Raw genomic sequence first — 25,563 nt, forward strand, 5'->3', positions numbered from 1 at the left:
CGTCGGCTCTGCTCCTGCATGTTTTTCTTAATGGCATCTGCGCATGTTGATGTGCAGCAGAAACCTCGCAGCATGGCCAGGTCGCTGGCGTTACAATAACGGATTCGACAATTTTTCCAACGAGATCACCATGGCCGTCAATTCCCCCCTGCCAGTCGCCGCCGACCTGAAGCCCGTCAACGGTGTCGAGATCGGCTTTGCCGAAGCCGGCATCAAGAAGCCGAACCGCAAGGACGTGCTGATCATGAAGCTGGCCGAAGGCGCGACCGTCTCCGGCGTGTTCACCCTGAACCGCTTCTGCGCCGCGCCGGTGCAGGTCAGCAAGGCCAACCTGGAGGCGGTGAAGAACGGCGGCGCGCCGATCCGCGCGCTGGTGGTCAACACCGGCAACGCCAATGCCGGCACCGGCGAGCAGGGCCTGGCCAATGCCCGGGCCACCTGCGCCGAGGTGGCGAAACTGCTGGGCATCGAGGCCGGCCAGGTGCTGCCGTTCTCCACCGGCGTGATCCTGGAACAGCTGCCGATGCCCAAGCTGCTGGCCGGCCTGCCCGCCGCGGCGGGGAGCCTGAAGGCGGACAACTGGTTCAACGCCGCCGAGGCGATCATGACCACCGACACCCAGCCGAAGGCGGCATCGGCCACGGTCACCATCGGCGGCCACGTTGTGACGATGACCGGCATCAGCAAGGGCGCCGGCATGATCAAGCCGAACATGGCGACCATGCTCGGCTACCTGGCGATCGACGCCAGCGTCGCCCAGCCGGTGCTGGACGCGCTGGTGAAACACGCGGCCGACCACTCGTTCAACGCCATCACCATCGATGGCGACACCTCGACCAACGATTCCTTCATCGTGATCGCGACCGGCACAGGAAAACTCGAGATCAATACCGCCAGCGGCGCCGATTACGAGGCGCTCAGGGAGGCCGTGACCGACATCTCGCGCAACCTGGCGCAGCAGATCATCCGCGACGGCGAAGGCGCGACCAAGTTCATCACGATCACGGTCGACGAAGGCCGCGACGTGCCCGAGTGCCGCAAGATCGCCTATGCGATCGCCCACTCGCCGCTGGTCAAGACCGCCTTCTTCGCGTCCGACCCGAACCTGGGCCGCATCCTGGCCGCGGTCGGCTATGCCGGCGTCGACGACCTCGATGTCACCAAACTCGACCTGTACCTGGACGACGTCTGGGTGGCGAAGGCGGGCGGCCGCAATCCGGATTACAAGGAAGAAGACGGCCAGCGCGTGATGAAGCAATCCGAGATCACGGTGCGCGTCAAGCTGGCGCGCGGCGACGCCACGGCCACCGTCTGGACCTGCGACCTGTCGCACGACTACGTGTCGATCAACGCCGACTACCGTTCCTGATGACGCCGCTCGATCCGTTGGACCGATTCCTGCGCCGGGCCGAAGGCCTGCTCGAACGCCTGGAGGCAATGCTGCCGCCGGCCACCGCGCGCGAGCCGGATTGGAAGCGCAGCTTCGCCTTCCGCTGGCGCCGCCGCCCTGCCGGCGGGGGTAACTATCTGCAGCCGGTGCTGCACGCATCGACCATCAAGCTCGAGGACCTGCACCACGTCGCGGCCCAGAAGCGCCAGATCGAGCAGAACACGCGCCAGTTCGTGGCGCGCCGCCCGGCCAACAACGTGCTGCTCACCGGCGCGCGCGGCACCGGCAAGTCGTCCCTGATCAAGGCCTGCCTGAACGCCTTCGCGGACCAGGGCCTGCGCCTGATCGAGGTCGACAAGGCCGACCTGGCCGACCTGCCCGACATCATCGACCTGGTCGCCGGCCGGCCGGAGCGCTTCGTGGTGTTTTGCGACGACCTGTCGTTCGAAGAAGGCGAAGCGGGCTACAAGGCGCTGAAGGTGGCGCTCGACGGCAGCATCACGGCGCAGTCGGACAATGTGCTGATCTACGCCACCTCGAACCGGCGTCACCTGATGCCCGAGAAGATGTCGGACAACGCCAGCTACCGCCACGGCGAGGATGGCGACCTGCATCCGGGCGAGACGGTCGAGGAAAAGATCTCGCTGTCCGAACGGTTCGGATTGTGGCTGTCGTTCTACCCATTCCGCCAGGACGACTACCTGGACATCGTCGGCCACTGGCTGGCGGATTTCGGCTGCACGCCCCGGCAGATCGAGGCGGCGCGGCCGGAGGCCCTGCAGTGGGCCCTGCAGCGCGGCTCGCGCTCGGGCCGCGTGGCCTGGCAATTCGCGAAGGACTATGCCGGCAAGCTGCCGGATGCATCATCGAATGACTGACACGACCAATCAAGCGCCGGTCGACGTCGCCGTCGGCATCCTGATGCGGCCCGATGGCGACGTGCTGCTCGGCCAGCGTCCCGACGGCAAGCCGTATGCCGGCTACTGGGAATTCCCGGGCGGGAAAGTCGAGGCGGGCGAAGACGTGTTCGCCGCCCTGCAGCGCGAGTTCATGGAAGAACTCGGCGTGCGCGTCGTCAGCGGCGACGCCTGGTGCTGCGTCGAGCACGTGTACGAGCACGCCCATGTGCGCCTGTATTTCTACATCTGCCGTGAGTGGCTGGGTGAGCCGCAAAGCCTGGAAGGCCAGGCCTTCGCCTGGCAGGGCGCCTTCGGCGTGAGCCCGCTGCTGCCGGCCACCATCCCGCTGCTCGAATGGCTCGACCGGGTCCGTTATCCGGAACGTTCATAGCGGACAGCCAATCTTAAGGAGAACGTGTGAAAGTCATCATCCTCGGCAGTGGCGTCATCGGCACCGCATCGGCATATTTTCTGGCCAAGGCCGGGCATGACGTCACCGTGATCGAGCGCCAGCCCGGCGCCGGGATGGAGACCAGTTTCGGCAATGCCGGCGAGATCTCGCCCGGCTATGCCACGCCCTGGGCCGGCCCCGGCGTGCCGATGAAGGCCCTCAGATGGCTGGCGATGCGCCACAGCCCGCTGGTGATCCGGCCCAGGCTCGACCCGCAGCAGTGGCGCTGGATGCTGCAGATGCTGGCCAACTGCAATACCCGCAGCTACCAGGTCAACAAGGGCCGCATGGTGCGCCTGGCCGAGTACAGCCGCGACGTGCTGGTGCAACTGCGGCGCGACACCGGCATCGCCTACGACGAACGCAGCAAGGGCACCCTGCAGCTGTTTCGCACCCAGAAGCAGCTCGATGGCGCGCACACCGATACCGAGGTGCTGGAGCGTTCCGGGGTGCCGTACAAGCTGCTCGACCGGCAAGGCTGCACGCAGTACGAGCCGGCGCTGGCGCGCGTGCCCGGCAACTACCTGGGCGGCCTGCTGCTGCCGAACGACGAGACCGGCGACTGCTTCAAGTTCACGCAGGCGCTGGCCGGGCTGGCCAAGGGCCTGGGCGTCAAGTTCCGGCACGAGATCAAGATCGAGCGCCTGAGCGTCGAGGGCGACCGCGTGACCGGCGTCGTCACGAACAAGGGCGAACTGAAGTCCGACGCCTTCGTGCTGGCGCTGGGCAGCTATTCGCCGCTGCTGCTCAGGCAGATCGGCATCGACATCCCGGTCTACCCGGTGAAGGGCTATTCGATCACGGTGCCGATCACGGACGCCTCGGGCGCGCCCGAATCGACCGTGATGGACGAGACCTACAAGGTGGCGATCACGCGCCTGGGCGACCGCATCCGCGTCGGCGGCACGGCGGAGCTGTGCGGCTACGACCTGCGCCTGCACCAGGCGCGGCGCGACACGCTCGAGCATTCGGTGACGAATCTGTTCCCGGACGGCGGCGACGTGCGCCAGGCCTCGTTCTGGTGCGGCCTGCGGCCGATGACGCCGGACGGCACGCCGGTGATCGGGCCGACGCCGTACCGCAACCTGTTCCTGAACACGGGGCCTGGCACGCTGGGCTGGACCATGTCGTGCGGCTCGGGCCGGGTGCTGGCGGACATCCTGTCGGGACGGCAGCCCGAGATCGGGCTGGAAGGGCTGTTCATGGACCGCTATGGGCGGCGCAACAAGCCGGTGGTGGTGCCGGCGGGAATAAGTCGTTAAGCTCGAAGCCGGTCCATACGCTGAACACGTCGTTCCCGCGGAGGCGGGAACCCAAGTCATTTGCGCAGCGACTCCCCAACCAGTACCAGGATGCTGGCAAGCTTGGGTTCCCGCCTTCGCGGGAACGACGCAGGTGGTGGTTCAGCGTTCTTGCGGCGTTTCGTCCAACGGATCCGCCGGCGCGGCGCCGGGAATCACGAATTTTTCTTCGGCCCAGGCGCCCAGGTCGATCTTCTTGCAACGCTCGGAACAGAACGGACGAAACTTGTTCGCATCGGTCCATTCGACTTGTTTGCCGCAGGTGGGGCAGGCTACGACGGTCATCGGTACTACCAATCAAGAATCAGAAATTGCAGAGGGTCAGGTCGAACGGCACGTCTTCTTCCAGCGGCTTGGGCTTGCAATCGCCGTCCTGGGTGGTGAAGCGTACCCACAGCATGTACTTGTTGGCCGAGATTTCGGGGATCGCACCCGTCGACTCGTCCAGGGTCAGGCGCAGCATCTGGTAGATTTTACCCTGTAACATCTGCTGATAGCTGCCCGCCACGGCGATCATCTTGACCGGCGCGCCCGAATTGCGCAGCAGGCGCAGCACCAGGGACAGCGCATCGAGCAGCGGGGCGAGCGGCCCGAACCAGCCCATGATGTCGGCATGGCGCTGCCCGGCCGGGCGCTTTTGCCAGGCGTAGTAGGAGGGCAGGTCGAATTCGCAGGCGCCGCCCGGGATGATGGTGCGCCCGCGGATGCTCATCAGCCATTCGTTGTCGCGCACGTTCTGGCCGGTCTTGCCCTGGCTGGTCACCAGCGCGCCGCTGGCCGCATCCAGTTCGGCCAGGACGGCGTCGAGCGTGTCGGCCGCGACCGCGGGATTGCTGCGGTAGGCCAGCAGCGACTGCTTCTGCCGTTCGAGTTCCTGCAGCAGATCCGATTTCAGATCCGCGCGGCCGGCCACTTCCAGCATGTCGAAGATCGTCGCGAGGGCGACATGGTGCTGCATCGGATGTTCCTGCTGCACGAAGAACTTGAATTTCTCGTACAGGTCCTCCAGCCGCAACAACGTGCGAATCCGCTCGTTGAAAGGGTATTCGTAGACGATCAAAATGACATTCCTCTGAATGTAGGCTGGAAAGCAACTTGGTGATTCTGAAGCATACGAGGCAAAATTACAAACACTGCATCAACCTTGTGACATGCTTAACGCCAGATACCGCGCATGCAAGCGTGTTACCTGGGGGGAAAGAGCTTCCAGGCCGTCGTCGTTGTCGATCACGTCGTCGGCCGCCGCCAGGCGCTGGGCCCGCGTGACCTGGGTCGCCATGATGGCGCGCACCTGCTCGGCAGACAGGCTGCTGCGCTGCATGACGCGCGCGACCTGGGTGTCTTCCGAGCAGTCCACGGCCAGCACGCGCGACACCCGCTCGCGCCATGTTCCCGACTCGATCAGGAGCGGCACCGCATAGATCACATAGGGTCCGGTGGCGATGGCCGCCGCCGCCGCCGTGGCGTCGCGGATGCGCGGATGCAGGATCGCTTCCAGCCGGCCGCGCGCCGCGGCATCGGCGAACACGAGGTTGCGCATGCGCGCGCGGTCCAGGGCCCCATCGGGCGTGGCGAAGTCGGGTCCGAACTCGGCCACGATGGCCGGCATCGCCGCGCCGTGCGGGGCGGTCAGGGAATGGGCGATGGCGTCGGTGTCGACGATCGTGGCGCCCAGGCCGGCGAACAGCTCGGCCACGGTGCTCTTGCCGCAACCGATGCCGCCGGTGAGGCCGACCGAGAACGCCGTGCCGCGCGCCGTGTTCATGCGCCGCCCAGCATGCCGGCGCTGAACCGGCCCAGCTGATCGCCATACAGCATGGCGATCAGGCCGGCCGCCGCCAGGTAGGGCCCGAAGGGAATCGGCTTGTCGCGGCCGCGCCGGGCAAACACGATCAGGCTGATGCCCACCACTGCCCCGACCACCGACGACAGCAGGATGATGGTGGGCAGGGCGGTCCATCCCAGCCAGGCGCCGAGCGCCGCCAGCAGCTTGAAGTCGCCATACCCCATGCCCTCCTTGCCGGTGGCGAGCTTGAACACCCAGTACACGGACCACAGCACCAGGTAGCCGCAAACGGCGCCGATCACGGCGTCCTGCAGCGGCGCGAACGTGCCGTTGATGTTCATGATCAGGCCCGCCCACAGCAGCGGATAGGTCAGGTCGTCCGGCAGCAGCTGGGTGTCGAAGTCGATGAAGGTCATGGCGATGAGCAGCCAGGCGAACAGCAGGCTGGCCATGCCCGCCGCGCCGCTGCCGAAGGTCCATACCATCAGGCCCGAGACGATGGCGGTGAACAGTTCGATCGCCGGATAGCGCGCCGGAATCGGCGTCTTGCACTTGCGGCACTTGGCGCCCAGGGCAAGCCAGCTGATCACCGGGATGTTCTCGACGGCCGTGATCTGGTGGCCGCAGCAGGGGCAGCGCGAGCGCGGCACCATCAGGTTGAAGCGGTCGGTATGCGGCGGCTCCTTGCCGCTTTCCTGCGCCACGTAGTTGTCGGATTCGCGTTGCATCATCTTCGGGACGCGGTAGATGACCACGTTCAGGAAGCTGCCGACCAACAGGCCCAGCAGGGCGGCCACGAGGGTGGGACCCAGCAGGGCAGGGGGCGCAAACAACAACGATTCCAGGGGCATGTCGATCCGGTCCGAGACGAATGGGCGGCGCCATCCGACTACCGGCGGCCTACCGCAGAGTAATTCCTTACAACAACCTCATTGTAGGGGTTTTCCCCGCGTTTGGCGAAGGCGTTCGAAGACCGAAGCCGCACCGACGGCATCGCCACACGATTGCGGTGCCTCATGTGTGGCGCGTGGCGGGCGGCTAGGCTGAAGCCGATCCTTTGCCCTGCCGCCGCCATGCCGCCATGCCGAGCCCGACCTTCACCTTCCTCAACCACGCCGGCTTCCTGCTGCGCACCGACAATGCGCTGCTGCTGGCCGACCCCTGGCTGGACGGCACGGTGCTCAACGACGCCTGGAGCCTGCTCGACCGTTCCACCAGTACCGCCAGGCTGATCGCCGAGCTCAATGCGAGCGGCTTGCCGGTGTTTATCTGGTGTTCGCGCGCCCAGCCCGACCGCCTGTCGGCGCCTTTCCTGCGCCGCTTTCGCGCCGAGTTCCGCGGCATCGCCACCTTCCTGTATCGCCAGGGCCGCGACTGGCGCCTGCAGGGCGAGTTGCGGCGCAACCGCTTCGCCATGGCCGAGTGCCCCGATGGACAGGCGCGCACGCTGGCGCGCGACCTGCGCCTGACGGCGTTCGGCAACGGCGAAGGCGACGCCTGGTGCCTGGTTCGCTGCGGCCGGCGCACGCTGCTGCACCTGGGCGAGCGCGCGCTCGCCACCCGCGCCGCCTGCCGCGCCGTCGCCGAGCGCCTGCGCAGGGCCAACGTGCGCGTCGATGTGCTGCTGACGGGCTTCGCCGACATGGCCTGGTGCGGCAATCCCGACGATTTCGCCCGGCGCGAAGCGGCGGCCGAACAGGGCCTCGAGCGCCTGGCCGTGCAGGCCGAGACCTTCAGGCCGCGGCTGATCGTGCCGGTCGCGTCCTTCGCCCGCTTCAGCCGCGTCGACAATGCCTGGCTCAATCACGGCCGCCGCACGCCGCTGGGCGTGCTGGAATCGCCGCGGCTGGAAGCGCAGCGCGGCCTGATCCGCTTCTTGCAGCCAGGCGCGCGCTTCGACCTCGAATTCGACAGCCCGGCCAGCCTGGCGGCCAAGCACGAGCAGGCACTGGCGCACTGGATGCGCTGCTGGCGCGAACGGCCCGAGCCGCTGCCGCGTCCACGCCCGGCCGCGGTGGCGGAACTGAAAGAGGCTTTCCTCGGTTATCGTGAGCGGGCGGTAGAGCGGCTGCATGGCCTGCCGCGCCTGCTGGAGCGCTTGCGCCTGCTGCGCCCGCTCGTGCTCGCGCTGCCCGACCTGCGCCAGACGGTCGAGTTGTCCTACCTGCGCGGCCTGCGCCTGCTGGCGCGCGATGCGCAGGCCGACGTGGCGATGTGTTCGGGGACGGCGCTCTACCTGCTGCGCGCGGAGGACGGATTCGATACGACCTATGCGGGAGGGTGTTTCTGGGTCATGCGCGGCAGCGGGCTGTCGGCGTTCGGGCGCTTCTTTCTGCCGCAGCGGATGGGCCGGCGCGGGCTGGACCGGCAGCGGCCCTGGGCGACGGGGAGGGTACTGCTGCGCGCGACGTTGGCATGGACGATGCGGAACATTCGGACCGCCTTGAGATAGGCCGTGCAAGGCGCCGGGACGCTCGTCGATGGGCCATGGACTTGGCCATGGCCCCTGCAGGAACATGCTGCATCTCTCACGCCATCTGACAGTCGCTTCCTCCGAACGGTGAACATGATCGGCTGGTGATGAGCGGCTGGTGATGAGCGGCTGGTGATGATCAGCTGGTGATGAGCGGCCGGTGATGAGCAGCTGGTGATGAGCGGCGCTGCATGACGGCGCCGGTCGCCCGCGCGCCGTCATCGTCACATCAGGTTTTCCATCCTGATCGGCAAGTCCCGGATCCGCTTGCCCGTCGCATGAAACACGGCGTTGGCGATGGCCGGCGCAACCCCCACCACCCCAATCTCGCCCACCGACTTCCCGCCGAGCGGGCTCGCATACAGATCCGGTTCGCCCACGGAAATGACTTGGATGTCTGGAATATCCGCGTTCACCGGCACCATATACTCCGCAAAGTTGTCGTTCGTCACCCGTGCGAATCGCCGATCGACATGCATGGCTTCGTGCAGCGCTTCTCCCACCCCCATGATCATGCCACCCTTCCACTGGCTCTCGGCCAGCCTCGGGTTGTACAGTCGTCCCGAATCGAACGCGCCGACCATGCGGCTGACCCGCACCGTGCCGTAGTCTTCGTCCACGCGTACCTCCACGAACTGCGCACACCAGTCGTAGATCGAGCGGTCGCTGGAGGGCGGCTGCATCAGCTTGAAGCTGGCAAAGGCTGCGCGCCGGTCTTCGCTGCTCGCGCCATCGGGCAGCGTATCGCGCACCACGTCGAGCCGCTCGCGTCCGGCCAGCCGCATCAGGTCCGCCATGCCGAGTGGCTGGCCCGAGCCGGCCGCCGGCATGATCATCCCGTTCCTGACCGTGAGCTGGCCCGCCTGCATGCCCTTGAGCGGCGACGCGCTGTGGCTGGTGGCCAGGGTCATCAGTTCCTCGCGCGCCGCCAGCGCCGTCTTGTGCACCGCGCGCGTGAGGATATTCGAGATCTGCGACACCCCGGCGACCGGGGCCAGCGGCAGGCTGCTGTCGCCGAGGCTGACATGCACCTGGTCCAGGGACACGCCAAGGACGTCGGCAACGGTCTGGCTCAGGATCGTATAAGTGCCGGTCCCGATGTCCGGGCCGCTGCTGGCGACCAGCACCGAGCCATCGGCAAACAGCGTGACGCGCGCCGAGCCCGGTGTGTGCACCACCGGGAACGCGCCGCCAGCCATGCCCCAGCCGATCAGCGTGCGTCCATCACGCATCGAGCGTGGCTCGGGGGTGCGCCGGGACCAGCCGAACTTCTCGGCGCCGGCCGCATACGCTTCGCGCAGGCGCCGGGTCGACCACGGCTTGTGCGATTGCGGATCCTCGCTGGCATAGTTGCGCAGCCGGAGCTCGATCGGATCGAGCTTCAGCGCGTAGGCCAGTTCATCCATTGCGCTTTCGAGCGCGAAAGCCCCGATCGCCTCGCCCGGGGCCCGCTTCCAGCTTGGCGTAAACGAATGGACGCGCACCAGGTGATCCGCCGTGCTCAGGTTGGGCACCGCGTACATGACCTTGGCGGTGCCGGAACCGCTTTCGGTATACACGTCCTCGATCGAGGTCTCGTTGAGGTTGTCGTGGATTAGCGCCTGCAGCTTGCCGTCGGCGCTGGCCCCGAGTGCAAGGGTTTGCCGGATCGCCGGCCGCGGCCCGTAGCCGCCGAAGGTCTGGGGCCGGGTGAGCGCCAGCTTGACCGGACGCCGCACCTCGCGCGCCGCCAGCGCCGCCAGCGCGGCATCGGCGTGGGCCGTCACCTTGGCCCCGAATCCGCCGCCGACAAACGGCGCAATCACCCGGATGTCGTCGATTGGCAGCCCAAACCATTCCGAAAACGTGCGCTGCGACCCGGCCACCCATTGGCTGGGCTGCCAGACGGTCAGCTTGCCGTCGCCGCTCCAGGCGGCGACCGTCCCCAGCGGCTCCAGCGGACTGGCGCTCGCGCGCGCGGTGTTATAAACCGCCTCCACGCGCACCGCCGACGAGGCGAGCGCGGCTTTCGGGTCGCCCCTGACGTTGTCCGCGCCCAGGCTGCTTGCGCTTTCCACGCAGTTGCCCGAATGCGCGTCCGCCGTATCGTCCGGTCCGCCCTGGGTTTTGCCGGCAGGGGCACCATGCATGTGCGCGCCCGCGGCGTCATCGATGTCGGCGATCGCCTGCTGCGGCTCATAGTCGACGCGAATCTTGCGCACCGCCTCGGCCGCCTGCTCGATGGTCTGGGCAATCACCACCCCGATCGGCTGGCCGAAATAATGGATGCGCTCGTCCTGCAGCGGCAGGAAGCTTTCCATGACGCTGCCTTCCGGGACCATGGTGCAGCTGTGCAGCTGCAAGCGGTCGGCGTGGGTCAGGATGCGCAACACGCCTGGCATTGCTTGCGCGTCGCTGGCGTCGATCTGGCGGATGCGCCCGGCCGCAATGGTGCTGGCGAGGACGGCGGCATGCGCCACGCCGGGCGGGTCGTTCTCGATTGCGTAAGCGGCCTGGCCCGTCACTTTGGCCACGCCGTCGACGCGGGGCAGCGGATGCCCGAGGCCGGCGCCGTTGCCGGCCGGCGCCGCCGTTGTCTGGTCAGCCATCACTCGATCCCTCCCACGGTCAGGAGCGCCCGCGCGACCACGCGCTGCGCCAACTCGATCTTGAATCCATTCATGCCATGCGAGACGGCGCCGTCGGTGGCGAGCTTGCTGGCCGAACGCACGATCTGCTCATCCAGCGGTCGTCCGTTGAGCGCCGCCTCTACCTGCCGTGCCCGCCACGGCTTGGTGGCGACGCCGCCCATCGCTACCCGCACGTCGCGCACGGTGCGTCCGTCCGCGTCGAGTTCGAGCCCGACGGCGGCGCTGGCAACGGCGAACTCATACGATTCGCGGTCCCGTACCTTCAGGTAATGCGAGCGGCGCAAGGCCGCGGACACCGGAATGTCGATTCCGACGATCAGCTCGCCTGGGGCGATCGGGTGCTCGAACTGCGGGCGGTCCTCCGGCAACAGGAAAAAGTCATTGGCCGGAATGCTGTGCGGCTGCGCGCTGCTCACATGCACGATGGCGTCGAAGGCCACCAGCGCGACCGCGAAATCGCCCGGATAGGTGGCGATGCAATGCTCGCTGGTGCCCAGCACCGCGTGGCCGCGGTTGATGCCTTCGCGCGCCGCGCAGCCCGAGCCGGGACGACGCTTGTTGCAAGCGGCATACGAGAGATCGCGGAAATAATTGCAGCGCGTGCGCTGCATCAGGTTGCCGCCGATGGTCGCCATGTTGCGTAATTGCTCGGAAGCGCCGCGCCACATCGACTCGGACAGGGCCGGAAAGTCGCGCCGGATGTCGGGATGGTTGGCCACGTCGCTCATGTGCACGAGGGCGCCGATGCGGATGGTGTCGGCGCCGATGTCGATCCGGTCCAGGCCTGGCAGGCGGGTGATGTCGACCAGCGCGGTCGGGTCTTCGACGCCGCACTTCATCAGGTCGAGCATGGTCGTGCCGCCGGCGAGAAAGCGTGCGCCGGTGTGGGAGGCAGTCGCCTTCATGGCGTCGGGCACCGATTCGGCCCGCAGATAAGCGAAGTTTCTCATGGCGTGGCCTCCTGTTTCGTGGCCGCCGCGCCGGCCATGTCGCGGATCGCCGCGACGATGTTGGTGTACGTCCCGCAGCGGCAAAGATTGCCGGACATGTATTCGCGGATGCTGGCGTCGGAATCGGCGTGGCCTTCGGCAATGCAGGCGACGGCCGACATGATCTGGCCCGGGGTACAGTAACCGCACTGGAGCGCGTCATGCCGGATGAACGCCTCCTGCATCGCATGCAGCTTGCCGTCCACGGCCAGGCCTTCGATCGTGACCACCTCCTGGCCCTCGACCTGGGCCGCGAGGGTCAGGCAGGACAGCACACGGCGGCCATTCACATGCACGGTGCAGGCGCCGCACTGGCCCTGGTCGCAGCCTTTCTTGGTGCCGTACAGGTGCGCGTATTCGCGCAGCGCATCGAGCAGGGTGACCCGCGATTCGAGCTGCAACGGATAGTCGGACCCGTTGATTTTCAGGTTGATCGTCGAGGCGGTGGTGCCCGTCGCCGCTCCCGCCAGCGCCCCGGCCGGAGCGCGCGCCAGCTTGCCTTCGTCGCCATGGCGGACGTCGAGCCGGGTTCCGGTTGTTTTTCGCGGCAGCCGCAATACCAGCACGCCGTTCGCCACGCTGGCTTCGGCCCGCGCTTCGTCGATTTCCTGCGGCAGGGTCAGGGTACGCCATTGCTCGCCATGGATGCGCTCGAGGGCGAGCATGCGGCGGTACGCCACCGCCCGTTCCTTGTCTGCCTCGGCCCGGATCGAGACGGTATTGCCGTCCACGATCACCGTGATGTGCTCGCGGTCCGCGCCAGGCACATCGGCCATCAGTATATAGCCGTCGTCGCTCTCCTCGACATCGACGAACAGGCGCGGCGCTTGCGCCAGTTCTTCCATCAAATCCGCCTTGCCCGGCGGCCCGCCGGAAAAAGCAACGTTGCTCCTTGGGCCGGAGCGGGTGAGGTTATTTTCCACAATCAGTCTCCTTGTCTGGTTCTGGGCAAGAAAAAACACGGTGGTGTTTGCAGTCGGGGAGCCTCGGGCGAACGCGGGCGCCACCTGCGGCGACGCACTTGGCAATCCAGGGCGGAGGGGGCGGGGAGGCAGGGATGCAGGCTTGGACAACATTCGTGCGGCTCCGTTTCGAGCAACCAACACCGGGAACAAGCATTACCTTGCAGTGTAGGCGAATCGGAGAGGATAGCCAGAAGATTCAGCCAGCGGCGCGGCGCGCCAAGCCTGGATCGGCTGGCGAGCCGCGCGGCGCCAGCCTACCGGTCGAACTGCCGGCCACGTCGAGGCCGGTCAGGCCATTGGTATGGATAAAAGCGGCGACATGCACCGGCAGTCGTTGCCAGAACCAAGCGGAATTGCTGCGAATCGCATGGGAACACTGCGACTTCACAGCAAAGTTTTCTGAGACACTGCGAAGTATTCTGAGAACCTACAGCTCCGTCTTCACACCACCGACCCCAGCTTGAAGATCGGCAAATACATCGCGACCACCAGCCCGCCGATCAGCACCCCGAGAATGACCATGATGAGCGGCTCCATCAGCGACGACAGCGCCGCCACCGCTTCGTCGACTTCATCCTCGAAGAAGTCCGCCACCTTGCCCAGCATGGCGTCGAGCGAGCCTGACTCTTCGCCGATCTGCACCATCTGGATCACCAGGTTCGGGAACACGTCCGCATTCTGCATCGACGTGGTCAGGCTGGTGCCGGTGCTGACCTCGTTCTGGATCTTGCGCGTGGCTTCCAGGTAGACCGCATTGCCGGAGGCCCCGCCGACCGAGTCGAGCGCTTCCACCAGCGGCACGCCGGCCGCGAACATGGTCGACAGGGTGCGCGTCCAGCGCGCGATGGTGGCCTTGCGGATCACGCTGCCGAAGATCGGCAGGCGCAGCAGCACGCGGTCCATCACCTGCTGCATCCTGAGCGAGCGGCGCCAGGCCTGGAAGAACAGGTACAACCCGCCGAACAGCGAGCCGAAGATCACGTACCACCATTGCACCACGAAGTCCGAGATCGCCATCACCACCACGGTCGGGGTCGGCAAGTCGGCGCCGAAGCTCGAGAACACCTGCTTGAAGGCCGGCACCACCCAGATCATGATCACGGCCGTGACGACCAGGGCCACCGCCAGGATCGCGATCGGATAGGTCAGGGCCGACTTGATCTTGCCCTTGAGCGCCAGCGTCTTTTCCTTGTAGATCGCCAGGCGCGTGAGCAGGTCTTCCAGGATGCCGGCCTGTTCGCCGGCGCCGACCAGGTTGCAGAACAGCGGATCGAAGTACAGCGGGAACTTGCGGAAGGCGCGGTTCAGGCTGGTGCCGGTCTCGACGTCGTTGCGCAGGTCCTGGATCAGCTTGGCCATCGACGGATTGCTGTGGCCCTTGCCGACGATGTCGAACGACTGCAGCAGCGGCACGCCGGCCTTCATCATGGTCGCGAGCTGACGCGTGAACATGGTCAGGTCCTTGTCCGTGATCTTGCGGCCGCTGCGGTAGACCTTCTTCTTGACCTTGGTGACCATGATGCCCTGGCGGCGCAGGGTCACGTTGACGATCGCTTCGCCGCCCGCGCGCACTTCGCCGCGCACGACGCGGCCGGTCTTGTCCTTGCCTTCCCAGGCGTAGACGTTCTCCTTGACCTGGGCGCCACGGCTCTTGGGTTGGTGGGATGTTGCCATTGTTCGGGTTCCTGTCCGGGTCTTATTCGTTGGTGCAGCCAAGCACTTCTTCAAGGCTGGTCAGCCCCTGTTTCACCTTCAGCAAGCCCGAGCGGCGCAGCGAGTTCACGCCTTCCTTCTCGGCCTGGGCCGCGATCTCCATCGAATTGCCGTTGGCCAGGATCAGCGCCTCGATACTGGGAGAGATCGGCATGATCTGGTAGATGCCGACCCGGCCCTTGTAGCCCGAACCCAGGCAGCGGTCGCAGCCGACCGGGCCATAGGGCCGCCAGTCGCCGTCCAGGTCGCTGTCGCGGTAGCCGGCGGCCACCAGGGCCTCGCGGCCGATCTCGAGCGGCTGCTTGCAGCCGCACAGGCGCCGCGCCAGGCGCTGGGCCGTGATCAGGATCACCGACGAGGCGATGTTGAACGGCGCCACGCCCATGTTCATCAGGCGCGTCAGGGTCGACGGCGCATCGTTGGTGTGCAGGGTCGAGAACACCATGTGGCCGGTCTGGGCGGCCTTGATCGCGATGTCGGCCGTTTCCAGGTCGCGGATCTCGCCGACCATGATGATGTCGGGATCCTGGCGCAGGAAGGATTTGAGCGCCACCGGGAAGGTCAGGCCGGCCTTGTCGTTGACGTTGACCTGGTTCACGCCCGGCAGGTTGATCTCGGCCGGGTCTTCCGCGGTCGAAATATTGATGCCTGGCTTGTTCAGCAGATTCAGGCAGCTGTACAGCGACACGGTCTTGCCCGAACCGGTCGGCCCCGTCACCAGCACCATGCCGTAGGGGCGGGCGATCGCGTCCAGCAGCAGCGCCTTCTGGTCCGGGTCGTAGCCGAGCGCGTCGATGCCCATTTGCGCCTGGGTCGCGTCCAGGATACGCATCACGGTCTTTTCGCCGAACAGCGTGGGCAAGGTGCTGACACGGAAATCGATGGCACGCGTGGCCGACAGGATGAGCCGCATGCGGCCGTCCTGCGGCACCCGTTTTTCGGCGATGTCCAGCCGCGCCAGCACCTTGATGCGCGACACCAGCTTTTCGCGGATCGACAACGGTGGCGATGCGTGGTCGCGCAGCACACCGTCGACCCGCAAACGGATCCGGTAATACTTTTCGTAGGGCTCGAAGTGGATGTCCGACGCGCCCATCTGTACCGCGTCCATCAGGATCTTGTTCAGGAAGCGCACGATCGGCGCGTCCTCGACGTCACTGGTGGCCTCGGCCGGCGTTGCCGACTGCTGGTCTTCCTCGGCGAATTCGATCTCGGCGTCGTCGCCCGCCAGCTCGCTCAAATCCTGCTCGGCGCCCTTGGCGATCACGGCCAGCAGCGCCAGCAGCGCGTCGTGCGGCACGATCACCGGCTCGACCGTCGCCTCGCTCTGGAACTTGATCTGGTCCAGGGCCTGGTTATTGGTCGGGTCGGACAGCGCGACCGACAGCTTGTTGCCGCGCTTGGCCAGCGCGATCACGCGCTGGGCCTGCATCAGCCTGGCGTCGATGGCGCTGGTGGGCAGGACCTCCGGCGCGAAGGCCGTCAGGTCGAACAGCGGATAGCCGAAGGTCTCGGCGCAGAAGGCGGCCAGCGCGCGCGGCTCGATCGCGCCGCTGGCGAGCACGGCGTCGATGAAGGCCGTCTTTTCCTGGATGGCCTTTTTGTGCAGCATGTCCGCCTGCGCGGCGCTCAGGCGATTGGCCTGCACCAGCGCGCGCGCCAGTCCCGACAGCGGAGCGCCGGTGGTCGTGTTGGGGAGGACTGCTGCCATATGCGCCGTGTGTGGGAACCTCAAGGGAAGCGACAAGGGCGCCGGGCGGGCCGGCGGACCAAGGGATCATGCCTACAGGCACTAAATTTGTAAAGTATTTGGTGCTGGTCAGATGCGTTCGTACCACGTGGACGAATTGGCATGGCGGGCAGGATCGCCCGGAATGGATGGGCGTGGTTTGCGCTGGATGGAGCGGACTGCGTTAACCCGGATGAAACAGTCTTGGCAAAGGTTTCATGGTCGTGGTTGCTTCGATCAGTCCCTCCGCCAATGCCGGGACAGGCGTCAAGGCGCCTCGGCGTAGGCCCCGTCGGTCGCGCGGATGATGGCCATCGGACGCTGGAGCATGTTGGCGTCGCCGGGATTGCGGTGGTTCGTCGCCATGAATGCCGGCAGGCCGATGCGGCCGGCGCGTGCGTTCATGTCGTCTGAAATGCGAAACTGCGCGCACGGCTGGTCTTGCCCGGCGGCGCGTGGTTCTTTGGCGTCTTGACGCGCCGCATCGCGGACGGCCAGCGCTTGCCGGTGATTGACGCTGTCGCCGGTGCGCGGATCGGGCCTGGCGTCGACCCCGGCGCGGTCCTGGGCGTGAACGGCAGGCGCGAGCAGGGAGAGCGCCAGCAGGGCGGCGCGGATGTTCTTTTTCATCTGAGGTACTGCGATTGTTACGTGGCTGCAAGAAAAGAGGGCGCTGGCGAGGGCAGCAGGCAGGGGCGCCCGTGGTTGACGGAGGTGATTCTATCCAGCAGCTAATTTGCTCAGCAACAGTTTTATAACAATTGATAAGATTTATCGTCAAATTGCCAACAGATGTGGCTGAAGTGACACACGCCGGTCAGTTCCACCAATGGCAGGTCGGGCCCGCCGTCGGCAACCTGGCCTGCACCGCTTCATGGACGATCCCCGCGCCGACCGCCTCTTCGGCGCTATAGATGCGAGCCTGGCCGGTCAGGTGCGGCCGGATGTCGGTTTCATGGCCCGCTTCGCGGGTGGTCTCGCGGAAGATGCTGGCGTAGCGGTCGGCGTCGAAATCCAGGCACTCGCGCCACTCCGACACGCGCGCATGGTCGGCCGCCACCAGGTTGCCGAAGCCCCAGTGCAGCGGGTGGATCAGGAAGCGCGTGCCGGGACAGGCATAGCGCTTCTGGCCGGCCAGGAAGATCACCACGCCGACCGATTCGACGCTGCCGATATTGTGGGTGGTGAGCGGGATAGGCAGCGACTTCAGGAAGAAGTAGAGCGCGAAGCCGGCCGTCATGTTGCCGCCCTCGGTCGACATGTGCAGCGCGATCTCGGTCGCGCCTTTTTGCAGCGCCTCCAGGCAACAGTTGCGCACCGTGCAGGCGGATTGGTGGTTGATTGGGCCGATGAAATGAACGATGTGCAATGCCATGCGCGCCTCTGCTCCAGCGGTAGTATCTCGCAGCCAAGCATAGCAATTTTTTTTTCAGCGCGGTGCGTCTTCCTGCGCGGCCCGGACAGCAGAAGTCCGCTAGCTGCCGCGGTAGGTCGAATACGACCACGGCGTCATCACCAGCGGCACGTGGTAGTGCTGGTCGGGGTCGGCGATGCCGAAGCAGAGCGTGATGCGGTCCAGGAAACGGGGGGCGGGAAGGTCGACGCCGCGCGCCGCGTAGTAGTCGCCGGCATGGAACACCAGTTCGTACTGGCCGGCCCGCAGCGAGGCCGCTTCCAGCAGGGGTGCGCCGCAGCGGCCGTCGTCGTTCGTCAGCGTGCTGGTCAGGAGCGTGCGGCCGTCGGCGCCGAGGGCGTACAGCTCGACCCGGATGCCGGCGCCGGGGCAGCCGTGGGCGGTGTCGAGTACGTGGGTGGTCAGTTTTCCCATCCTGGTCCTTGTCGGAAGAGCGTGGAGGAAAGCGCATCATAACGCCGCCGTCGACGGACAGGCGTCGCCGCATTTTTATTGCGCGCCTGAAGCGTATATCGGCGCCGAGAGCCGGCATATGCGTCTGCTCATATACCGTCGTGGTCGTTGCAATATATGATCGAGCGTATTCTTCCTTGTCGAGGGACGCCATGGCAGTTTCCTATCCGCGCGACCTGGCCGGCTACGGCCGCAATCCGCCGCATGCGCGCTGGCCCGGCGGCGCGCGCATCGCCCTGCAGTTCGTGCTGAACTACGAAGAGGGCGCCGAGAACTGCGTGCTGCACGGCGACCCGGCCTCCGAGACCTTCCTGTCCGAGATCGTCGGCGCCAGCGCCTTTCCGGCACGCCACATGAGCATGGAGTCGCTGTATGAATACGGCGCGCGCGCCGGCCTGTGGCGCCTGCTGCGGCTGTTCGAGGAGCGCCGGCTGCCCCTGACCGTGTTCGGCGTGGCGCAGGCGCTGGCGCGCCACTCCGACGCCGTCGCCGCGTTTCGCGAGCTGGGGCACGAGATCGCCTGCCACGGCCTGCGCTGGATCTCGTACCAGAACGTCGACGAGGCGACCGAGCGCGCGCACATGAAAGAGGCCGTCGAGATCATGCGCTCCCTGACCGGCGCCGCGCCGCAGGGCTGGTACACGGGACGCGACTCGCCCAATACGCGCCGGCTGGTGGTCGAGCACGGCGGCTTCGTCTACGACGCCGACCACTATGGCGACGACCTGCCGTTCTGGCAGCGGGTCGATGCGCTTGACGCCAACGGCGTCGTGCGCGCCGTGCCGCACCTGGTGGTGCCGTACACGCTCGACACCAACGATATGCGCTTCGCCACGGCCCAGGGCTTCAATTCAGGCACCCAGTTCTTCGATTACCTGAAGGACGCGTTCGACGTGCTCTACGCCGAAGGCGACCCCGTGGGCCTCAACCGGCCGAAGATGCTGTCGGTCGGCCTGCACTGCCGCCTGGCGGGGCGGCCCGGGCGGACGGCGGCGCTGGCGCGCTTCCTCGATTATGTGATGCGGCATGACCGTGTGTGGGTGACGCGCCGCATCGATATCGCCAATCACTGGAAAACGGTGCATCCTTGTGTGGAATGACGTGCCGGGCGCGCGCACAGGATATTTAGATCTGATGATAATCAATATCGGAATATGATGATATGAGTATGGCTGGCGGATGGTAGCCTTCCGCCCTTGGCGAACAGTAAAGTCCACTTCGAGACAGGCATGTCAGAACCGATCCGATTCCTCTTTCGTGGCGAGGTGCGCGAACTGCGCGACGCGCCGCCGACGCGCACCGTCCTGCAACACCTGCGGGAGGACTTGCGCTGCACGGGCACCAAGGAAGGCTGCGCCGAAGGCGACTGCGGCGCCTGCACGGTGGTGGTCGGTTCGTTGGAAAACGGCGAGGTGGCGCTCAAGGCCGTCAACGCCTGCATCCAGTTCACCCCGACGCTGGACGGCAAGGCGCTGTTCACGGTCGAAGACCTGGCCCAGGCCGACGGCGCGCTGCATCCGGTGCAGCAGGCCCTGGTCGAGTGCCACGGTTCCCAGTGCGGCTTCTGCACGCCGGGCTTTGCCATGTCGCTGTGGGGCATGTACCTCAAGCAGGAGGGCCGCGCGCCGGCGCGCGCCGCCATCGACGATGCACTGTCCGGCAACCTGTGCCGCTGCACTGGCTACCGTCCCATCATCGACGCCGCGCGCCGCATGGTCGAACTCCCGCCGGTCGCTTTCGACAAGGCGGCGCTGGCCGGGCGCCTGCGCGGCCTGCAGCGCAGCACTGGCTTGAGCTACGCGGCCGACGGCCAGCGCTTCCACGCGCCGCGCACGCTGGACGAACTGGTGGCCTTGCGCGCCGCGCACCCTGCCGCCTTGCTGCTGGCCGGTTCGACCGACGTCGGCCTGTGGGTCACCAAGCAGCTGCGCACGCTGGGCGACGTGATCTACCTGGGCCAGGTCGAGGCGCTCAAGCGCGTGCGTATCGATGCCGGCATGCTCGAGATCGGCGCCGGCGTCTCGCTGCAGGATGCCTACGCGGCGCTGTGCGAGCGCTATCCGGCCGAGCTGTCCGAACTCTGGCAGCGCTTTGCCTCGCTCCCGATCCGCAATGCCGGCACCCTCGGCGGCAACGTCGCCAACGGTTCGCCGATCGGCGATTCGATGCCGTGGCTGATCGCGCTGGGCAGCCAGGTGGTGCTCAATGGCGCCGAGGGCATGCGCGTGCTGGCGCTGGAAGATTTCTATCTGGGCTACCAGCAGAAAGATCTGCGCGCAAGCGAGTTCGTGCAAGCCGTGCGCGTGCCGCTGCCAACCGATGGGCTGCGCTTTCGTACCTATAAACTGGCCAAGCGCTTCGACCAGGACATCTCGGCCGTGTGCGCCGCCTTCGCCGTGACGCTCGATGGCGACACCATCCTCGATGCGCGCATCGCCTTCGGCGGCATGGCGGCCACCCCGAAGCGCGCGCCCGAGGCCGAAGCCGTCCTGCGCGGCCAGGCCTGGAGCGAAGCCACGCTGCGCGCGGCAATGGCCGCGCTCACGCGCGACTATGCGCCGCTGAGCGACGCGCGCGCCTCCGGCAGCTACCGCATGCGCGCCGCGCAAAACCTGTTGCACCGGTTCTGGCTGGAAACGCGCCCGGATAATCCGCTGCCGGCCAGCGCCGTCAACGCCTTTGCCAGCCTGTGAGGAAACGACCATGAACGACGCCGGCTTGAAACGCATGGACGCCTGGGCCGAAGTCGGCCGCGCACGCCAGCACGAGTCAAGCGAGCTGCACGTGCGCGGCCAGGCCACCTATACCGACGACATCGCCGAGCTGGCCGGCACGCTGCACGCGGCCCTCGGCCTGTCGGCGCGCGCGCATGCGCGCATCAAGTCGATCGATCTGGCGCAGGTGGCGGCCAGCCGCGGCGTGGTCGCCGTGCTGACGGCGCGCGACATTCCGGGCCTGAACGATTGCGGGCCGATCGTCCACGACGATCCGATCCTGGCCGACGGCCTGGTCCAGTACGTGGGCCAGCCGATCTTCATCGTCGTCGCCGACAGCCACGACAATGCGCGCCGCGCGGCGCGCCTGGCCGAGGTCGACTACGACGACCTGCCGGCCATTCTCACGCCGCAGGCGGCGCGCGCCGCCGCCTCGTACGTGCTGCCGCCGATGCGCCTGGCCCGGGGCGACGCGGCGCAGGCGTTCGCGCGCGCGCCGCACACGGTCAAGGGCGAGCTGCACGTGGGCGGCCAGGAACAGTTCTACCTCGAAGGGCAGATCGCCTATGCGATCCCCGGCGAAGACCGCGGCATGCACGTTTACTGCTCGACCCAGCACCCGAGCGAGATGCAGCACGTGGTCGCGCATGCGCTGGGCCTGCACTCGCATCACGTGACGGTCGAGTGCCGCCGCATGGGCGGCGGCTTCGGCGGCAAGGAATCGCAGTCGGCGCTGTGGGCGGCGGCGGCGGCCATCGCGGCCGTGCGGTCGGGCCGCCCGGTCAAGCTGCGCGCCGACCGCGACGACGACATGCTGGTCACGGGCAAGCGCCACTGCTTCCACTACGAGTATCAGGTCGGCTACGACGACGACGGCCGCATCCTGGCGGCCAAGGTCGACATGGTCACCCGCGCCGGCTACTCGGCCGACCTGTCGGGCCCGGTCGCGACGCGCGCGGTCTGCCACTTCGACAACGCCTATTACCTGTCCGACGTCGAGATCCGCGCCGCCTGCGGCAAGACCAACACCCAGTCGAACACGGCATTTCGCGGCTTCGGCGGGCCGCAGGGCGCGATCGCCATCGAGTACGTGCTCGACGAGATCGCGCGCAACCTCCAGCGCGATGCGCTCGACGTGCGGCGCCTGAACTTCTATGGCAAGACGGAGCGCAACGTCACCCCCTTCGGCCAGGAGATCGTCGACAACGTGCTCCCCGAGCTGGTGGCCGAGCTCGAAGCCGACAGCGACTACCGCGCCCGGCGCGCCGCCGTCCTCGAATACAACCGCGCCAGCCCGGTGCTCAAGAAGGGCCTGGCGCTCACGCCGCTCAAGTTCGGCATCGCCTTCAACGTCAGCCACCTGAACCAGGCCGGGGCGCTGGTGCACGTCTACGTGGATGGCTCGGTCCTGGTCAACCATGGCGGCACCGAGATGGGGCAGGGCATCAACACCAAGGTGATGCAGGTGGTGGCGCACGAGCTGGGCGTGGACCTGGCGCGGGTGCGCGTCACCGCCACCAACACGTCCAAGGTCGCCAACACCTCGGCCACGGCGGCCTCCACCGGCGCCGACCTGAACGGCAAGGCGGCCCAGGACGCGGCGCGCACCATCCGCGCGCGCCTGGCCGATTTCGCCGCCGGCCTGCACGGCGGGCAGGCGAGCGAGGTGCGCTTCGCGGCCGGGACCGTGTTCGTCGCCGGCATGGCGCTGCCGTTCGAGGAACTGGTGGCGAAAGCCTACCTGGCGCGGGTGCAGCTGTGGTCCGACGGTTTTTATGCGACGCCCGGCCTGCACTGGGATCCGAAGACGATGACCGGCCGGCCGTTCTCCTACTTCGCCTATGGCGCGGCGGTGTCGGAGGTCGTGGTCGACACGCTCACCGGCGAATGGAAGCTGCTGCGCGTGGATGCGCTGTACGACGCCGGCCGCTCGCTCAATCCGGCGATCGACATCGGCCAGGTCGAAGGCGCCTTCATCCAGGGCATGGGCTGGCTGACGACGGAAGAACTGTGGTGGAACCCGGCCGGCAAACTCATGACGCATGCGCCGTCGACCTACAAGATTCCGGCGGTCTCGGATTGCCCCGAGGACTTCCGCGTGCGCCTGTTCGACAACGCCAACGTCGAGGACAGCATCCACCGCTCGAAGGCGGTCGGCGAGCCGCCGCTGCTGCTGCCGTTCTCGGTCTTCTTCGCCATCCGCGACGCCATCTCGAGCGTCGGCGGGCACCGGGTCAATCCGCCTTTGAACGCCCCGGCGACGTCCGAAGAAATACTGAAAGCGGTCGCATTCGTCGAGGCGGCGCGCGCATGACGCACGACTGGCTCGATGCGCAGCAGGGCAGCGCCGCCGTGCTGGTCACGGTGGCGGCCGTGAAAGGCTCGGCGCCGCGCGAGCCGGGCGCGAAGATGCTGGTGCGCGCCGGGGATTTCGACGGCACCATCGGCGGCGGCCACCTCGAGCATCGCGCCCTGGACATCGCCCGCCTCATGCTGCAACTGGGCGAGGCGCGCCGCTTCGAGCGCTTCGCGCTGGGGCCAAGCCTGGGCCAGTGCTGCGGCGGCGTCGCCTGGCTCGCCTTCGAGCGCCTGGAAGTCGAGCAGATGGCCTTCCTGCGCGCGCGCCGCGGCCAGGACACGTGGCGCCTGGTCGCCCTCGACGGCGCCGGCGAATGGGCCCTGCGCGACGAGGCGGGCCGCCACCTGGCCGGCGCCGCCCATGCCGGCATGCCATCCTCTTCCCCGGCGTTGCAGACCCGGGTGGTGCAAGGCGAGGGCGCTCGCCGCTGGCTGCTGGACGCCGTCCTCGCCCCGCGCGCGCACCTGATGCTGTTCGGCGCCGGCCACGTCGGCGCCGCCATCGTGCGCGCGCTGGCGCACTTGCCCTGCCGCGTCACCTGGGTCGACGAGCGCGACGACCTGTTCCCGGACCACCATCCCGCCAATGTGACGGTGGAAGCGACCGACACCCCGGAAGCGCTGGTCGAGCGCGCCGCCCCCGGCACCAGCTTCCTGGTCATGACCCATAGCCACGCGCTCGACCTGCGCCTGTGCCACGCGATCCTGTCTCGAGCGCACGGCGATTCCTGCAAGGATTGGTTCGGCCTGATAGGATCGGGTACCAAACGCAGCCAGTTCGAGGCGCGCCTGCGCGAACGCGGCGTCGATGCCGCGCGCATCGGCGATATGGTGTGCCCGATCGGCCTGCCCGGCGTCAAGGGCAAGGCCCCGGCCGTGATTGCCGCCTCCGTCGCGGCCCAGCTGCTGTCCGTGTGGGAAGCTGCCCACCATCCTGAAGAACAACCGGAACTCTCGTAATGTCCACCGTATCATCCAATGTGCAAGCCTACCGTGCCGGCTTGCTGCACTTTCGCGCCGACCCGGCCTTCGACGACGGGGCCGCGCTGTGGCATGAAGACGGCCTGCTGATCATTGAAAATGGCAGGGTCAGGGCCGCCGGCGACTACGCCGCGCTGGCGCCGACCCTGCCGCCCGGCCTGGAGCCGGTCGACTACCGCGGCAAGCTGATCGCGCCCGGCTTCATCGACACCCACCTGCATTACCCGCAGACCGACATGATCGCCTCGCCGGCGCCGGGCCTGTTGCCATGGCTGGAGACCTACACCTTCCCGACCGAGCGCCGCTTCGAGGACCCGGCGCATGCGCGCCCGACCGCCGAGTTCTTCCTGGACGAGCTGCTGCGCTGCGGCACCACCACCGCCGTGGTGTACTGCACCGTGCATCCGCAGTCGGTCGACGCCTTTTTTGAAGCGAGCGAAGCGCGCGACTTGCGCATGGTGGCCGGCAAGGTGCTGATGGACCGCAACTGCCCGGATTTCCTGCGCGACCTTGAGGGCGACCTGGGGCAAAGCGAAGACCTGATCAATAAATGGCACAAGCGCGGACGGTCGCTGTACGCGATCACGCCGCGCTTCGCCCCGACCTCGACCGACGTCCAGCTGCGCCTGACCGGCGAACTGGCGGCGCGCCACCCGGACACTTTCATCCAGACCCACGTCTCGGAAAACAAGGACGAGTGCACCTGGGTGAGCGAACTGTTCCCGCAGGCGCGCAGCTACCTGGATGTGTACGAACGTTTCGGCCTGATGCGTCCGCGCGCGCTGTTCGGCCACTGCATCTGGCTCGACGACGAAGACTTCGCGCGCATGGCGGCCACCGGGTCGGCCGCCGCCGTGTGCCCGACCTCGAACCTGTTCCTGGGCAGCGGCCTGTTCGATTTCGAACGCGCCGACAGCGCGCGGGTGCTGCTGTCGCTGGGCACCGACGTCGGCGCCGGCACCTCGTTCTCGATGCTGCAGACCATGAACGAAGCCTACAAGGTGGCGCGCCTGAAGGGCAGCTACCTGCCGGCGCTGCGCATGTTCTATCTCGCCACCCTGGGCGCGGCGCGCAGCATGCGCCTGGACGACACGATCGGCAGCTTCCAGCCTGGCCTGGAAGCCGACTTCGTGGTGCTCGACCGCGAGGCCACGCCGCTGCTGGCGCGCAGGACGCGCCATTGCAATTCGCTGGAAGAACTGCTGTTCGCGCTGGCGCTGCTGGGCGACGACCGCACGGTTGCCGCCACCTATTCGGGTGGACGCCGGGTGCATGCACGCGCGTGAAACGGACGGGTTTCACAATATTGCCAATGGT

At 67.2% G+C, this 25,563-nt stretch carries 22 protein-coding genes; 10 read left to right on the top strand and 12 right to left on the bottom strand.

From position 1 onward, the window contains the following. Nucleotides 1-130: 130 nt before the first annotated feature. The 4 genes from argJ to ABIB38_RS11995 are packed head-to-tail and all read left to right on the top strand — an operon-like array spanning nucleotide 131 to nucleotide 4,002. Nucleotides 131-1,369: a bifunctional glutamate N-acetyltransferase/amino-acid acetyltransferase ArgJ gene (gene argJ / locus ABIB38_RS11980; protein ID WP_429204100.1), complete on the top strand. Its 1,239-nt coding sequence runs from the start codon at nucleotides 131-133 to the stop codon at nucleotides 1,367-1,369. After that, nucleotides 1,369-2,268: an ATP-binding protein gene (locus tag ABIB38_RS11985; RefSeq protein ID WP_429204102.1), complete on the top strand. Its 900-nt coding sequence runs from the start codon at nucleotides 1,369-1,371 to the stop codon at nucleotides 2,266-2,268. Before argJ ends, ABIB38_RS11985 begins: the two co-directional genes overlap by 1 nt. Next, nucleotides 2,261-2,680, top strand: coding sequence for an NUDIX domain-containing protein (locus tag ABIB38_RS11990; RefSeq protein WP_429204104.1), 420 nt, complete (start codon nucleotides 2,261-2,263; stop codon nucleotides 2,678-2,680). The genes ABIB38_RS11985 and ABIB38_RS11990 overlap by 8 nt, the downstream gene beginning before the upstream one ends. Before the next feature lie 26 nt (nucleotides 2,681-2,706). Further along, a complete protein-coding gene (locus ABIB38_RS11995; protein WP_429204106.1) occupies nucleotides 2,707-4,002 on the top strand; it encodes a D-amino acid dehydrogenase in 1,296 nt (431 codons plus the stop codon). A 141-nt stretch (nucleotides 4,003-4,143) separates the two neighbouring features. Here ABIB38_RS11995 and ABIB38_RS12000 read toward each other — a convergent pair whose 3' ends face one another. The 4 genes from ABIB38_RS12000 to ABIB38_RS12015 form a co-directional block, all read right to left on the bottom strand. Then, nucleotides 4,144-4,326: a DNA gyrase inhibitor YacG gene (locus tag ABIB38_RS12000; protein WP_429204108.1), complete on the bottom strand. Its 183-nt coding sequence runs from the start codon at nucleotides 4,324-4,326 to the stop codon at nucleotides 4,144-4,146. Nucleotides 4,327-4,345: 19 nt separating this feature from the next. Then, nucleotides 4,346-5,101: a cell division protein ZapD gene (zapD, locus tag ABIB38_RS12005; RefSeq protein ID WP_429204109.1), complete on the bottom strand. Its 756-nt coding sequence runs from the start codon at nucleotides 5,099-5,101 to the stop codon at nucleotides 4,346-4,348. Between the two features lie 78 nt (nucleotides 5,102-5,179). After that, nucleotides 5,180-5,806 (bottom strand): dephospho-CoA kinase, encoded by a 627-nt coding sequence (gene coaE / locus ABIB38_RS12010; RefSeq protein WP_429204111.1) that lies wholly within the window; start codon nucleotides 5,804-5,806, stop codon nucleotides 5,180-5,182. Then, nucleotides 5,803-6,678 (bottom strand): prepilin peptidase, encoded by an 876-nt coding sequence (locus ABIB38_RS12015; protein ID WP_429204113.1) that lies wholly within the window; start codon nucleotides 6,676-6,678, stop codon nucleotides 5,803-5,805. The genes coaE and ABIB38_RS12015 overlap by 4 nt, the downstream gene beginning before the upstream one ends. Nucleotides 6,679-6,908: 230 nt before the next feature. Between ABIB38_RS12015 and ABIB38_RS12020 the strand changes: the two genes are divergently transcribed. Beyond that, a complete protein-coding gene (locus ABIB38_RS12020; RefSeq protein ID WP_429204115.1) occupies nucleotides 6,909-8,279 on the top strand; it encodes a hypothetical protein in 1,371 nt (456 codons plus the stop codon). Between the two features lie 245 nt (nucleotides 8,280-8,524). Here the strand turns inward: ABIB38_RS12020 and ABIB38_RS12025 are convergent, their stop codons facing one another. The 8 genes from ABIB38_RS12025 to uraH form a co-directional block, all read right to left on the bottom strand. Next, entirely contained in the window at nucleotides 8,525-10,888 is a 2,364-nt protein-coding gene (locus ABIB38_RS12025; protein ID WP_429204117.1) for a xanthine dehydrogenase family protein molybdopterin-binding subunit, read from the bottom strand. Further along, complete coding sequence (locus tag ABIB38_RS12030) at nucleotides 10,888-11,880, bottom strand: FAD binding domain-containing protein (RefSeq protein WP_429204119.1); 993 nt, start codon at nucleotides 11,878-11,880, stop codon at nucleotides 10,888-10,890. Before ABIB38_RS12030 ends, ABIB38_RS12025 begins: the two co-directional genes overlap by 1 nt. Next, nucleotides 11,877-12,842 (bottom strand): 2Fe-2S iron-sulfur cluster-binding protein, encoded by a 966-nt coding sequence (locus ABIB38_RS12035; RefSeq protein ID WP_429204121.1) that lies wholly within the window; start codon nucleotides 12,840-12,842, stop codon nucleotides 11,877-11,879. Before ABIB38_RS12035 ends, ABIB38_RS12030 begins: the two co-directional genes overlap by 4 nt. A 483-nt stretch (nucleotides 12,843-13,325) precedes the next feature. Next, nucleotides 13,326-14,558, bottom strand: a complete 1,233-nt coding sequence (locus ABIB38_RS12040; protein WP_429204123.1) for a type II secretion system F family protein — start codon at nucleotides 14,556-14,558, stop codon at nucleotides 13,326-13,328. A 22-nt stretch (nucleotides 14,559-14,580) separates the two neighbouring features. Next, complete coding sequence (pilB, locus tag ABIB38_RS12045; protein ID WP_429204124.1) at nucleotides 14,581-16,308, bottom strand: type IV-A pilus assembly ATPase PilB; 1,728 nt, start codon at nucleotides 16,306-16,308, stop codon at nucleotides 14,581-14,583. Between the two features lie 285 nt (nucleotides 16,309-16,593). Further along, nucleotides 16,594-16,956, bottom strand: a complete 363-nt coding sequence (locus tag ABIB38_RS12050) for a hypothetical protein (protein WP_429204126.1) — start codon at nucleotides 16,954-16,956, stop codon at nucleotides 16,594-16,596. Between the two features lie 187 nt (nucleotides 16,957-17,143). After that, entirely contained in the window at nucleotides 17,144-17,701 is a 558-nt protein-coding gene (locus ABIB38_RS12055; RefSeq protein ID WP_429204127.1) for a ClpP family protease, read from the bottom strand. A gap of 99 nt (nucleotides 17,702-17,800) precedes the next feature. Continuing rightward, nucleotides 17,801-18,154, bottom strand: a complete 354-nt coding sequence (gene uraH, locus ABIB38_RS12060) for a hydroxyisourate hydrolase (RefSeq protein ID WP_429204128.1) — start codon at nucleotides 18,152-18,154, stop codon at nucleotides 17,801-17,803. Between the two features lie 191 nt (nucleotides 18,155-18,345). Between uraH and puuE the strand changes: the two genes are divergently transcribed. From puuE to guaD, 5 genes are all read left to right on the top strand, one after another. Then, on the top strand, nucleotides 18,346-19,293 hold the full coding sequence (gene puuE / locus ABIB38_RS12065) for an allantoinase PuuE (protein ID WP_429204129.1): 948 nt from the start codon (nucleotides 18,346-18,348) through the stop codon (nucleotides 19,291-19,293). Between the two features lie 129 nt (nucleotides 19,294-19,422). Beyond that, nucleotides 19,423-20,886: a xanthine dehydrogenase small subunit gene (xdhA, locus tag ABIB38_RS12070; protein WP_429204131.1), complete on the top strand. Its 1,464-nt coding sequence runs from the start codon at nucleotides 19,423-19,425 to the stop codon at nucleotides 20,884-20,886. Nucleotides 20,887-20,896: 10 nt separating this feature from the next. Continuing rightward, a complete protein-coding gene (gene xdhB, locus ABIB38_RS12075; protein WP_429204133.1) occupies nucleotides 20,897-23,221 on the top strand; it encodes a xanthine dehydrogenase molybdopterin binding subunit in 2,325 nt (774 codons plus the stop codon). Then, nucleotides 23,218-24,225, top strand: coding sequence for a xanthine dehydrogenase accessory protein XdhC (gene xdhC / locus ABIB38_RS12080; protein WP_429204135.1), 1,008 nt, complete (start codon nucleotides 23,218-23,220; stop codon nucleotides 24,223-24,225). The genes xdhB and xdhC overlap by 4 nt, the downstream gene beginning before the upstream one ends. Further along, entirely contained in the window at nucleotides 24,225-25,532 is a 1,308-nt protein-coding gene (gene guaD / locus ABIB38_RS12085) for a guanine deaminase (protein WP_429204137.1), read from the top strand. Before xdhC ends, guaD begins: the two co-directional genes overlap by 1 nt. Nucleotides 25,533-25,563 lie beyond the last annotated feature (31 nt).

It is taken from the genome of Massilia sp. UYP11 (assembly GCF_050434805.1).
GTDB lineage: Bacteria > Pseudomonadota > Gammaproteobacteria > Burkholderiales > Burkholderiaceae_D > Telluria.